The following is a 13,422-nucleotide window of genomic DNA, read 5'->3' as shown; positions in this document are numbered from 1 at the left end:
AGGTTGCATTCATGTTTACCTATTCATTGGATGAATATACCGAACTCCGGCCACTGGCCATGGAACATACCAAACCACTGTTCGAACTGACGGATCGCTCGCGGGATCAACTGAGACATTGGTTGCCGTGGGTGGATCATGTGACAGAAGTGGAACACACCTCGAACTTTATTACCAACGCGTTAAAACAAGGTGCCGAGAATGGCGGATTCACCGCCGGAGTATGGTCAAAAGGGGATCTAGCCGGCGTCATTGGATTCCACGAAATTAACTGGACCAATCGCTCGGTAAGCATCGGATATTGGCTTGGCAAAGGTTTTGAGGGTCAAGGCTTGATGACAAGCGCTTGTCGCGTTCTGGTTGATTATGCTCTGGTGACCCTGGACCTGAATCGCGTCGAGATTCGCTCGGCAACAAATAACAAACGGAGTCGCGCTATCCCTGAAAGACTCGGATTTGTTCTCGAGGGGGTCATTCGTCAGGCAGAGAAACTGCCTAAAGGTTACGTGAACCATGCGGTGTACGGCATGCTTCAGCATGAATGGGAACTCTTGCGCTAATTCGCCTACATAATAAATCGGAGTGATCTCTCCCAACATAATGGATCAACACGAATACCCTCGATCTCCACGTAATGTGGTGACAGAGGGTATTTTATTGTATTCAATGACTTTTATAGTGCTCGGACCATACCACCATCCACGATCAATGAGGTTCCGGTAATGTACGTATTGGCTCCGGATAACAGGAATACAACCGCTTTGGCAAACTCCTCTGGTTGACCATAACGGCCCAGTGGAATCTCTTTACGGAATTGGTCAGATACCTCTTCCTCACTGATTCCATTCTGCTCAGCCCGTGCTGCATCCAGCTCACGTATACGGTCTGTTGCAATACGTCCTGGTGCCACCGTGTTGATCAAAATTCCGTATGGAGCCAGCTCCTGGGATAACGTCTTCGCCAATCCAAACACGCCAGTACGGAACGTGTTGGACAGCACCAGACCCGGAATCGGCTGCTTCACCGAAGTTGAAGCGATATTGACAATGTGTCCTCCGCTTTCTTTCATATAAGGAAGAGCACCGCGAATCAGCCTTACATAACTGAGCACATTTAATTCAAATGCACGTTCCCAATCTTCATCCGTCAGTGACTCAAATGAACCCGATGGCGGGCCACCCGAATTGTTCACCAGAATATCAATCTGTCCGAACATTTCTGCTGTCTTGTGAATCAGAGCCTCAATATCTTCCTTGCGTGTCACATCGGTTGCACAATATTCCACACGTCCGCCACCACCATGCGCCAGAAGCTCCTGCTTCACTGCTGCGAGCTTTTCTTCGCTCCGGCTGGCGAGCATGACGTCAGCACCTTCTGCTGCCAATTGAGCGGCTACGGCTTTGCCCAGTCCTCGACTGGAAGCCAGCACCAGTGCTTTTTTACCTTGAAGTCCCATGTCCATCGTTGTTCCTCCTCCTCAGCTACTTTCTATTTGTTCTGGATAAAATAACCCATAAGAATATCGTCCACATATTTGCCTCCGATATAAAACTCGGACACCAACCTGCCTTCCGTCACAAATCCACACTGTGTATAAAACGTGATGGCTCCCGGATTGCTGGAAAGTACGCGCAGCCTGAGCTTGCGAACGCCTTGTTGGGCCGCATGCTGCTTAATGGCATCCATCAAAGCTGTGGCAATGCCACAACGCCGATCATGAGGATGAACCGCAATATGAATCTCGTAGACATGACGGTTGACGGGCATGCCTGTGGCTGGATTAAAGCCCACATAACCACATACCCGCTCTCCCTGCACCGCAATCAATTGACTGCCTGGCGGGCAATGCTGCAGATATTGTTGTCTGGAACGCCATTGCATCGGTGCAGGAGAGGTGTATTTGTCCCATACCAGGGCATCCAACTCCATTAGCTGGGCTGCATCTTTAATCTCGGATGGACGAATCGTAAATGTATGGCTGGTAAGCATAATGATTCAACCTTTCGTGCTATAGTCGACAACGCTGTGCGTTACAACGTCGGGAAAGTTAAGAGAGTTAAGAACGTTGAGAAACTTAGGAATAGGAAGACATTGTTCGTTTACTCCACTATTTAAGTTTTTTGTTCTATATATTGTAGCATAGCCTCAGCTTTGACTAAAATTCCACTCGGTATTGAACCTTTTCGCAAAATGAAATAAACACTTAACCTTGCCGTAACGTCATGGTTTATACTGATTCGATAAGGAGGGGGATGCATGATGAACATCAAAGAGGCAGCAAGCAGGCTTGGTATATCGGCGAGAGCCATTCGTTTTTATGAGGAAAAAGGATTAATTCTCCCCGCCAAACAGTCCAGTAACGGGTATCGTACCTATACGGAGAATGATATCTGGCGGCTTCAGACCATTGCTGCGCTGCGTGAGATTGGCATGTCGCTACAGGATATTACACATGCGCTCGGAGAGATTGATCAAGGGAATCAGCAGCGGCTGGAAGAATATCTGGAGCTGCAACAGGCCGTCATGTATGCCCAGTGGATTGAGCTCAAACGTATGATGGATACAACCCAGCGCATGATTGACCTGAATCGTCAGGACGGCCCGTTGGATGTCAGCCATCTGCACGATCTCGCAGACAGTGCCCGTCGCCTGCGTGAAGCACGGCAGAACTGGCATGATCGGTGGAATTATGACATGCAGGCAGCCATCCATGATCAGCGAGTGCAGGCAGAAGGCAGAGTCAGTACTGAACACCCCAATTCAGAGGACAGGCATCATTCGGCCAACCCCTCGCCTATAAGCGATGAGAATGAAGTTTCACATCCAAACCATAATGCAGGTCATTCCACGCCGGGCGATTCCAATGATACGGTACAGTCTTCCTTTTATCTGTATCACAACTATGACGAAGCGCTCGAACAGACAGCTCATTGGATCTCTCCCGCCCTTGGTGAGAAAGGACTTGATATTGGTACAGGCACAGGTAATCTGGCTGGGAAACTGCTACAGCACGGCGCAGACATGACTGCAATCGACCAATCCCGGGAGATGCTACGCAGATGTCGTACCAAATATCCTGAGATGCATGTGAAACTTGGTAATTTTCTGGCGTTGCCTTTTACCGATCATTCCTTCGACTTTGTTGTATCCAGCTTTGCTTTCCATCATCTAAGTCCAGATCAGCAACTATTGGCTTTACAGGAGATGCAGCGGGTATTAACCTCGCGTGGACGTATCGGTCTAACGGATCTGATGTTTGTTGATGCGACTCACCGTGATTCCTATATTCGGCAGGCAGAAACCACAGGACACGAGGAACAGCTGCTCGCCTTACGCCAGCGTCACTTCCCTCTGCTGGATGAGCTATGCGGCTGGCTGGAGCAACAGGGCTACGTAACAAAACATGTGCGGCATAACGAGCTGTTACATACGTTGTTGGCGGTTCCACTGCGCTAGTGGATTATGAGCATATGCCAAAAAGGCCATCCCGCCTTGATTAAAGGAGGATGACCTTGGTATACATCATGCTACAAAATTACATATAGATATCAACAACCGTACGCTCAGTTGCACTGCGTGCTTGTCTGAACTCATCCAGTGAGATGCTTACTCCGCCTTGACGGTAACGGTTCGCTGTACGCTCAGTACGAATGTCTTTGCCATTCACCGCTACACGGCTCACAGCACCTTCGTTCAAGTGATAGATAAACGTCACCGGCTCACCCGCATACTCAAATTCGAATTGCATGCCGTTCAGCTCAGCTGGCAATACCGGGTCAATGACCAGATCGCCGCCCTCTTGACGAATGCCAAGCGCATTGGAAATCAGCTGGTTCATGTAGATTCCAGGGCCGCTGGAGTAGATTCTCCATCCGCCTTTCACTTGTACAGTCCCTTTACGAAGCTGGTCAAAATGCTCCTGTGCCTCGTAACGCGTATTAAACTTACCGTCCGAACTACTGAAGTATGAGTTCGCTTGGCGAATCTCCGCGTTAGGTACAACCTCGCCGATACCAACCGGGTTGATCATCGCGAGACCATTCCACACCTGATCTGTCTTACCCAGCTTCGCCATCGCTTCCACGTAACGGATATGGGCGTGCACATATTGCAAACCAATCTCACGTCCGAAGTTGGACGCTTGCTCTGCACGTTTGAAGTGTGTGCTTACACCACCAGCATATTGAGCTGGACGATTCATCAGACGCACGCCATCCGGGCATAGGAACTGCTCACGGATCAAGGCATAATGCGATTCTGCTTGCTCCGCATTCAGCAATTCACCGATCATGCTGCGCGTCATTGGCAACAGTCGATATTGAATGCCTGTCTCTGTGTCTGTTGGATGAAGCATCAGCTTCGCTTTGTCCGCTTCTTCCATGTATACAAAGCCTGGAATCACATCTGTGCCCAGCATGTAACGGTTAAAGTCCTCACGAATGCCTTGAGCCAGCACATCAAGCTCCTGTGCAAAGTCCGCATCCTTGAATTTCAGCGCTTGCGAGAGCACATTCACGGACTGATACGTCAATGCCACCGTCCAACTGCTTACCATGTATTGCTTCAGCTGTGCATTGGCTGGTTGGAGCGTATCATCCCAGTCGCCATCTCCGTAGGAAGACAGGAACGTATCGTGCAGGAAGTGCGAACGGATATATTCAATCTCTTTTTTCGCGTGATCCAGTACCGTTGCCGTCTCTTCCGTGAACCCGAAGCTATGCTTGACGGTATAAGGTACTTTCTCATCCAGGATTGCATAGTCGCGAGTCGCTGTCAGGTAGTCCGCCAATACTTTCAACGGCCATACGATGATATCGCCATGGCTCTCTTCCTGTTGAATCGCAAAGTATTTATCAAACATGAACCATTGCGGCCAGTTGCCATCATCTTCATATTGGTGGGTATAAACCATTTTGATGATATCGCGAACTTGCTCATATTTTTGCGTTGCCATAAAGTACTCCACCGGACCTTGGCACACATCTCGTGTACCCCAAGCCGCGCCACCGTACTGCTCCAAACCGTGAGGCACAGAATAGTGAACCAGCATATTGTGGGTGTACCACCAAGCCAGCGCATTTACTTTGAACAGATCCTCAGCACTCTGGCCTTCGCCACGGGACAAACGGAACCCGTTCATCACACCTGCGAAGAACTCGCGGTATGCCTGCACTTCCTCCTCAAACGTCAGACTTGAACCTGCTACCACTCCGCTGTCCGCTTGGCCTTCCAATACCCCTTGTACCTTCAGCGTCCATTCAGCACTCGCTTCCAGACTAAGCGTAACCAGTGATGCGGAACCACTGCGGATACCACTTGCCAGCAACGTTTCGTCCCCTACATTCACAGCTGCGCCATCCACCGACATGCGGTATTGCAGATCTGGATACGTTCCAGCACTAATCGCTTGTGGATCAGCCTTGAAGATCAAAGTATCGCCATCCTGCGTCATATGCAGCGGATACTCGTATTCATTCACATTCATCGTAATCTGGTTTGTTACCAGGTAACGGTATGCTGTGCCACTTGTGGAGCGTACGTTCATGCTCACTTCGGTGGTGTGTGCCCCTGTATAGTTCGTCACGATGATCGTATCGGATGCCGTTTTGTAGATCCAACGTACATAGTTGAAGCCAATTTCGAACAGGGAAGGCATCGTCAGCAGACGATATTGTCCGTCCATTTCCACATAGATGCGTTGTCCCGCCGTTTTCGGCACGTTTAATGCATTGCGAGCATTACTGATCATTTTATTAAAATTGGTGTTACCAATAACTAGTTGTGAGTTGAAAATACCGTACATATATGATGTTGTTGTAATAACCTGTGCTCCAAGTTGCACGTTGCCACCACTCATCAGAATGTGACCGTGTGGACGCTCTACGAGCAATTCTTTTGCTTTCAGAACGATATGCTCATAGCTGCCTGTGAAGAAGGACAACAGTTCCTCACCACTGTGCTCTTCCTGATGACGATCAGGAAACAGATCATGAATCTCATCTTGTGTCAGATCAAGTGTAACCAGTGGTTCACCCAGGAAGGAGGACAGTTTCACCTGTTCCAACGTATCGCCGTTTTCCACAGTCAGAGCCTGTACTTCATTCCATGCTGCTGTAACTTCATCTCCAAATTCCAGTGCAGAGATTCCTTCGGCATGATTAGGCTTCGCCAGTCCATAGAAGACCACCTGTGCTTCTCCATTCAGATTCACCAGTTCAGATTGCAATGCCGTATAGGCAAATTCATACTGATATGTCTCATTTGCCAGCGTTGGGCGATTCAAGCCCTCTGGTTGATTCGTTTCCTTGTACGACAGACCGAAGAATTGGAATCCATCTGTGGAGTAACCAACTGCTTTGGTCAGGGAACCTTGTTGCATATATGGAAATGCGCCGCCCTGAGGCTGGTTTTGACGGGAACAAACGACATAACCTTTCGCTTCATCTTCAAACACCGTGTGGTCAATGTATTGTGACAGATAAGCTTCATTACTGCGTACCGCACCTGGATCAGCAAGCCCTACATCCTGTCCGTACACCACGTCTACGTTATCTTGTTGTCCTGTGAGCTTCACATCCCAGAACCATACACCTTGAGGTGTAGCAGTAAATACGACCTGGTAGCCAATACCTTTTTCGCTACCTTCCAGCTGGACTGTGCCCTCCCAGATCAACTGATTGCTGGATTGTGTTTTGCTTGTAATCACCTTGCTGTTCGAACGTACACCGAGCAACGGGAACGAGCTGATATTCTCTCCCTCGTGTACACGCAGGTACAGGTTGTTCAAAGATCCATCAATCTGGTTGCTGAGCAACTGGTTTAACATCGTTGTGCCGGATGTAGCTTGGTATAGGTCGCCACTGTTCAAAAAGGTAAAGGATAACTCTCCGGCACTTAACCGGATCGGTTCATTAATCATCGTTGTCATAAGGTTCACTCCTTGAATTAGTTAAAATCGAAACGTTTCGATAAATCTGAAAAAGAATAGGGGCCTCTTCAAACCGGCTTTTTACAGCCCGTCCGGACGATAACCCCATCATTAAACTTTTACTTCAGCATGCAGGCAGTTCTTTGTTGTTCAGACTCGGTCTAAACCGAACGTACAGAGCTGCGCTCGATCATATTAATCGTTAACGTATATGAAGGGTCAACCGCTTCGCCATTGAGCATCTGGAATAACAGATGTCCGGCGAGCGACCCGGCTTCATGCTTCGGCTGGCGTATCGTTGTCAGCGGTGGATGCACATATTCGGACAACTGAATATCGTCAAAACCGATCACGGAAATATCATCCGGCACCGATACACCACGCTCTTCCAATGCCTTCAGGCCACCAATCGCCATCTCATCATTACCGTAAAATACCGCTGAGGGAAGATCGCCCTGCATGATCATCATTTTGGTTGCACTGTATCCGCCCTCACGCACAAAATTGCCGTTCAGACGCCATTTGGACTTTTCTTCAAGTCCCGCTTCCCGCATCGCTCGCAGATACCCTTGGTAACGGAGCGCGTTGTCATACGAGTTGGATGGACCGCTGATATAAGCAATCTTCTGATGTCCTGCCTGGATCAGGTGGCGGGTTGCAAGGTAACCACCCTGCTCTCCATCCACCAACACGTTGACCAGATGGTCACTCGACAGCTGACGATCCATCACAATGATCGGAAAACGATGACCGGCAGATTCTACCAGAATATCATCATGGATGTTATGCGCCAGGATGATGGCTCCATCTACTCTTTTTTCACGCAAAAATCGCACTGCCGTTGAATCCCGTCCACCCATGGAGCTGCAAGCAATAAGGTCATACCCGTTCGCAAGGGCTACATCCTGTACACTACGGATCAACTCCGAGTAATACGGGCCCGACAGATCGGTCAGGATCAAAGCGATCGTGTTTGTCCGGCTCCGTTTCAGGTCCATGGCAAAGCCGTTCTTGCGGTAATTCAGTTCTCGTGCTGCCTCAAGCACTTTAGCCTTGGTCTTGGCACTAACCTTGCTATCCCCGCTCAGCGCATAGGAAGCAGTCGAGAGTGCTACACCTGCCAGCTTTGCCACATCCTTAATCGTTGCCATTCCACGTTCGCTCCTTCTAAACTATATATAAATTGAACTACAGAATATTTACACTGACCACTCCGATGACAGAACAACCTTCCGATCGCTGTTATCCCCAGATTTTTTGTTTCCCTTTTATAAGGGTGAAAATCCGGGGATAAAGGCGAACGCCTTGCTTCTTCAGGTTCTTTCTGCCCTCTCCGTTTTGTGTAAATGTTAGTTCAATTTATATAAAACAAATTCAAGGTTACCCCACATTTTATACGGTACATGGTTAGAACAACCACTAAATCCTTCATGATCGTTTATTAATCTTTATACATATCATAGCGATGGATGTCAATCGAAACGTTTCGAGGTGTTCTCAAAAAAAATCCTCGTTCCCATCCTTATGGGGCCACGGTTGAATGCGTCCCGTTCCAATCCATACCATTAGTGATGGTGGTGACACGTCTTTCAATCTGGCGCTCTATAAACAGTTCGTGCCTAATACAATGAAACTGGCAGTAAACGCCAGATTGAAACGTTTCGACATTTTCATTATAGTCGGTGTTGATAGCGATTTCAACCACTTTATCTATTTTTCACAGAAAAAGTTGAATTGTCCAATCTGTCCATCCACGTCACTCCGTTTATAGTATATACTGCATAATAGTCGAGATCCGAGAATTACGCCAGTACACCAGGGGCATGAGACGAAAAATGCCCCTGCTGACTTATGTAAGGAGACAGTTATCTAATGAATATTTCCAAGCCTATTTACCATAAAAAATCGCTGTCCCGCCCCATTTCCTTGCAGAAGATTCAGTCTGTACCTGTTGCCCTCTTCAAGCTATGCCATCTGGTGCAGCTTCACGACCGCGAGGCATTCTCCCGCATCGATGAGATGTGGAGCACTCTTCATGTGTTATACGTCATTACTGCTGGCCAGGCCAGGCTGATCAGTGCAGAGGGTAAACTGACATTAAATGCGGGCTCCGCAGTGGTTCGGCAAGCCGGAAGCCTGCTTCAGCACGAGAACAAGCGCGGCTCCCTGTCGCCAGTACAGGGCATTGCTATTGCTTTTGATTCCACTGAAAATGAACAGCTGTTCTGGCCGTTCGGGATACCAGTTCCCATTGCGAGTCGCACTCTCACCGACAGGGCAGTAGAGCTGGTTCAAGCCAGTACGGCAGGCCGTGATTCCAGCCCCTTCAGGCCACATGTGCTTTTCTATGAGTTACTGGATATTTTACGGGATCATGTGGCTCATTCTGCTCATGAAGATCACTCCTGGCTTGATGCCGTGCTTAGACATATCCATCAGATGTATACCCATCCGCTGACCCGCGAACAATTGGCACGGGATGCAAATGTAAGTCCTGAGCATTTTTCACGGGAGTTCAAGAAACATACAGGTCTTACGTTTGTTGAATATGTGACCCGTCTCAGAATCAGGATGGCTCAAGAACATCTGTTGTTCGCGAACCCTACCCTACAGGAAATTGCACAACTGACAGGCTACAGGGACACCTTTTATCTGAGCCGCAAATTCAAACAGATGGTTGGATCAGCACCAACACACTACCGAAAAATGCCCAAGAAGATTGTATCTTTGACTTACAATTATACAGCCTCACTTCTGGCACTGGGCTATACTCCCCACATGGGCGCCGTCGCCAGCTGGATGGAAGAAAAACTGGGGGAACATGATCATGATGGTCATGAACCATTTGAGCGACATTCCGAATATGAGCTGGTTAGACATACGGATCTGATTGCACACGCTCAGCCTGATGTCATTATCGGGTATGCACCGCATCCCGCTTCCGATGAACTACGTCTGATCGCACCGACCATTCTGATGCCCTTTGAGGAAATTGATTGGCAGGAGCAGCTTCTTCTTTTGGGCCGAATTACCGGGCTTGAGTCCAATGCACAGGCGTTGTTAGATCAATATCATCAACTTGAGCAAGAAGCCAATCATACGTTGGACCAACAGATGGAAGGAGGAACACGAGGGTCCGCTGTTTGCATGTTTATGATTGGAGAGGACGGCGCTTATATCTATGGTCATGGCTGGGGCAGAGCTTCTCATGTACTGTATCAATCGCTGGGCTTCACCCCACCTTCACGGATGGAGCAGGATGGGCAGTTACTCACGGGATACATTCATGTTCCGTTGTCTGAGATTCACTTGTATGCCGCAGATCACATGTTTGTCGCCTTCCCTGAGGAACCTACCGAACGAGAAATGCTGGATAACTTGCTGAATCAGGAATCTTGGGGCACCCTCTCTGCCGTTCGTGAAGGACGCGTATACGAGATTGATGCCGACATGTTCTATGGATTTGATCCCTTGTCCGTTATGGAGCAGTTGCAGCATATCATGCGTCACCTCACATCATAATTGTCCATGCAGTAGTGATCATAGTTGTCCATGTACAAATATCACATCTTCCTCTATGTTATTAATGAGAATAATAATCATTATTGATTATACACAGGGGGAACAAAAATATGTTTGCTGCAAAAAAACGCTTTTCTGGCTTGCTTCTTATGCTCGCCATCATTATGATTCTGGCTGCATGTAGTAGCGGAACAGGCTCGACTGCCACTGAACAGACATCGGCAGCGGGAACCGAAACAACAACAGCCTCTTCCGAGACGAACACAGACACGTCGTCCGGTTCAGACAATTCAAATGCTACACGGATCTACAAGTCATTAAGCGGAGATGTTGAAATTCCGGCTGAACCGAAACGAATCGTTACCGATATGTACGTAAGTGATCTGCTCGCACTGGGTGTGAAACCCGTTGGTGCTGTTCAATATTATTTGGAAAACCCGTTCTATGCAGATCAGGTAGCGGGCATAGAGAGTATTGGTGATCGGGCGGCGGTATCCATGGAGAAGGTTGTTGCCTTGAACCCGGATCTGATCATTACCTACTCTGATCAGGCCAGCGAAATTGAGAGTTATCAAAAAATCGCACCGACCGTGGTCATTCCGTATGGTACTTTCACCAATGTACATGACGAAATCCGGGGATTCGGAGAGCTGATGAACAAATCCGAAGCAGCCGAAGCTTGGCTGAAAACGTACGATGAACGGATTGAAGCCGCTCGCGCTAAGGTGAAAACAGTCATTAAACCGGAGGAAACCTTCTCCATCCTTGAAGTATCCGACAAGAGTTATTATGGATATGGAGACAATTTTGGTCGAGGAGGACAAGCGGTCTACAGTGCTTTGCAACTTGCCCCACTCGAAATCACCAAAAAAGAACTGATGGGTGATACCCAATGGAAAGAAATTTCGCGTGAAGTTGTTGGTGATTATGCAGGGGATCATATCTTCTTAACCGTTGGAGAGAACAATAAAAATTACCAAGGCGATTCCATCTGGCAATCCCTGCCGGCTGTGAAAAACAATCAGGTGTATGAATTGCTGGAAGACCGTTACTGGTACTTCGACCCGATTGCGATTCAAGGTCAGGCTGAGGAATTCGCCGATATGATCGTAGAACGTGCCGAGCAAAACCGTAAATAACATAAGCATGAATACAGGTGTCCGGACAGGCTAATGAGCCTGCTCGGGCATTTATGTCATATTGAGGAGGACTTACATATGCTTCGCCGTTTTATGTCTTATTATCGTCCTTACAAAAGACTCTTTATCTTGGACTTCTCCTGTGCCATCGCCGCCGCGCTGCTGGAGCTGGCCTTTCCACTCGCCGTTAACCGGGTGGTCGATCAACTGCTTCCGGCTGGCAATTGGTCCATGATCTTAGCGGCATGTGTCGGACTACTCGGTATCTACCTGCTCAGTTCCTTTTTCCATTATGCAGTCACCTATTGGGGCCACAAGCTTGGTATTAACATCGAATCCGATATGCGGCGTGAACTGTTCCAGCGTGTACAGAAACAGTCCTTCCGCTTCTTCGATAACAATAAGACCGGACATCTGGTCTCCCGCATGACCAACGATCTGATGGATATTGGTGAGATCGCGCATCACGGACCCGAGGATCTATTCATTGCCCTCATGACACTCGCCGGAGCTTTCGGGATTATGCTGGGGATCAACTGGCAGTTGGCTGTGATGACGTTCATCATTGTGCCGCTGATGATCTACCTGTCGCTGTATTTCAGTCGCAAAATGTCCAAGGCGTTCAAGCGCATGTTTGCGGATATCGCCGATTATAACGCACGAGTAGAGAACAATGTGAGCGGCATCCGTGTGGTACAGGCTTTTGCCAATGAAAAACATGAAGTAGGACGTTTCGTTGAGAACAACGAACGTTTCCGGCTTACAAAACTAATTACCTACCGTATTATGGCCTGGAACTCTTCACTCAGCTTCATTCTGATGAAATTTGTATCCCTGTTTGTACTGGTATGTGGAACATGGTTTGTCATTCAAGGAAGTATGACTTACGGGGAGTTCATCGCTTTTGTAATGCTGTCCAATGTATTCCTCGGACCGATCGAGAAGATTAACTCCGTCATTGAGACGTATCCCAAAGGCATCGCCGGTTTCAGACGTTATCTGGAGCTGCTTGAGGCCGTGCCGGATGTAGAAGATACACCACAGGCAAAACCAATTTCGGATGTGAAAGGCGATATTGCCTTCCATAACGTCACCTTTTCTTATGGAGAACATAAACCTACGCTGTCTGAGGTCAACCTTAATGTTCAGGCAGGCCAGACAGTTGCTCTGGTTGGACCTTCAGGCGGAGGTAAAACGACGCTATGTAGTCTGATCCCACGTTTCTACGATGTGGATGCGGGACATATCTCCATTGATGGCATTCCCGTGAAGGACATGACCCTGGAATCACTGCGCTCCCATATCGGGATTGTGCAGCAGGATATTTTCCTGTTTGACGGAACGATTCGTGAAAATATTGCATACGGCAAGCTAAATGCTTCCGATGAAGAAATCTGGCAAGCCATTCGCCGGGCCCAACTGGAAGAACTGGTACAATCCCAGCCAGATGGACTGGACACCATGATCGGTGAACGTGGCGTGAAACTCTCTGGCGGACAGAAGCAACGTCTATCCATCGCCAGAATGATCCTGAAGAACCCGCCTATCCTCATTCTGGATGAAGCCACCTCCGCACTCGACACCGAGACGGAAGCTGCCATTCAACTAGCCTTATCCGAGCTGGCTCAGGGACGTACAACATTGGTGATTGCCCATCGACTGGCGACCATTAGACACGCCGATCGCATCGTGGTGGTGGAGAATGGCAGCGTTGCTGAACAAGGAAGTCATGAAGAACTGCTCGCGCGTAAAGGCTCGTACAGCCGACTGCATCAAGCCCAATTTGGTTAAATGCAATGACAGAACAACCCTCCCTCTTGTAATAGAGGTGAA

Annotated in this window: 10 protein-coding genes; 6 read left to right on the top strand and 4 right to left on the bottom strand. The window is 48.5% G+C overall.

Annotated features, from left to right (window positions below):
- Window positions 1-11: 11 nt before the first annotated feature.
- Window positions 12-560: a GNAT family N-acetyltransferase gene (locus tag PAEAM_RS17075; protein WP_036612698.1), complete on the top strand. Its 549-nt coding sequence runs from the start codon at window positions 12-14 to the stop codon at window positions 558-560.
- A gap of 113 nt (window positions 561-673) precedes the next feature.
- Here the strand turns inward: PAEAM_RS17075 and PAEAM_RS17070 are convergent, their stop codons facing one another.
- Both PAEAM_RS17070 and PAEAM_RS17065 read right to left on the bottom strand, forming a co-directional pair.
- The gene (locus PAEAM_RS17070; protein ID WP_100528360.1) at window positions 674-1,462 is read right to left on the bottom strand and encodes an SDR family oxidoreductase; all 789 of its coding nucleotides are present in this window, start codon (window positions 1,460-1,462) and stop codon (window positions 674-676) included.
- 26 nt (window positions 1,463-1,488) lie between these two features.
- Window positions 1,489-1,989: a GNAT family N-acetyltransferase gene (locus tag PAEAM_RS17065; RefSeq protein ID WP_100528359.1), complete on the bottom strand. Its 501-nt coding sequence runs from the start codon at window positions 1,987-1,989 to the stop codon at window positions 1,489-1,491.
- 267 nt (window positions 1,990-2,256) lie between these two features.
- On the opposite strand from PAEAM_RS17065, the gene PAEAM_RS17060 reads away from it, so the two are divergent.
- Window positions 2,257-3,456 (top strand): methyltransferase domain-containing protein, encoded by a 1,200-nt coding sequence (locus PAEAM_RS17060; protein ID WP_165789951.1) that lies wholly within the window; start codon window positions 2,257-2,259, stop codon window positions 3,454-3,456.
- A 79-nt stretch (window positions 3,457-3,535) separates the two neighbouring features.
- Here the strand turns inward: PAEAM_RS17060 and PAEAM_RS17055 are convergent, their stop codons facing one another.
- Together PAEAM_RS17055 and PAEAM_RS17050 are read right to left on the bottom strand one after the other, a co-directional pair.
- Window positions 3,536-6,928: a GH36-type glycosyl hydrolase domain-containing protein gene (locus tag PAEAM_RS17055; protein ID WP_100528358.1), complete on the bottom strand. Its 3,393-nt coding sequence runs from the start codon at window positions 6,926-6,928 to the stop codon at window positions 3,536-3,538.
- Between the two features lie 161 nt (window positions 6,929-7,089).
- Window positions 7,090-8,079, bottom strand: a complete 990-nt coding sequence (locus PAEAM_RS17050) for a LacI family DNA-binding transcriptional regulator (RefSeq protein ID WP_100528357.1) — start codon at window positions 8,077-8,079, stop codon at window positions 7,090-7,092.
- Between the two features lie 389 nt (window positions 8,080-8,468).
- Here PAEAM_RS17050 and PAEAM_RS31605 point away from each other — a divergent pair, with 389 nt between their 5' ends.
- The 4 genes from PAEAM_RS31605 (at window position 8,469) to PAEAM_RS17035 (ending at window position 13,380) form a co-directional block, all read left to right on the top strand.
- Window positions 8,469-8,699 (top strand): hypothetical protein, encoded by a 231-nt coding sequence (locus PAEAM_RS31605; RefSeq protein ID WP_133120455.1) that lies wholly within the window; start codon window positions 8,469-8,471, stop codon window positions 8,697-8,699.
- A 101-nt stretch (window positions 8,700-8,800) separates the two neighbouring features.
- Complete coding sequence (locus tag PAEAM_RS17045) at window positions 8,801-10,450, top strand: AraC family transcriptional regulator (protein ID WP_100528356.1); 1,650 nt, start codon at window positions 8,801-8,803, stop codon at window positions 10,448-10,450.
- 110 nt (window positions 10,451-10,560) lie between these two features.
- Window positions 10,561-11,589 carry an ABC transporter substrate-binding protein gene (locus PAEAM_RS17040; protein ID WP_076253663.1) on the top strand — a complete coding sequence of 343 codons (1,029 nt, stop codon included), beginning with the start codon at window positions 10,561-10,563 and terminating at the stop codon, window positions 11,587-11,589.
- Between the two features lie 78 nt (window positions 11,590-11,667).
- The gene (locus tag PAEAM_RS17035; RefSeq protein ID WP_100528355.1) at window positions 11,668-13,380 is read left to right on the top strand and encodes an ABC transporter ATP-binding protein; all 1,713 of its coding nucleotides are present in this window, start codon (window positions 11,668-11,670) and stop codon (window positions 13,378-13,380) included.
- Window positions 13,381-13,422 lie beyond the last annotated feature (42 nt).

This window comes from Paenibacillus sp. GM1FR (genome assembly GCF_002803315.1).
GTDB lineage: Bacteria > Bacillota > Bacilli > Paenibacillales > Paenibacillaceae > Paenibacillus > Paenibacillus amylolyticus.
This window is presented reverse-complemented; position numbering and strand designations above follow the sequence as displayed.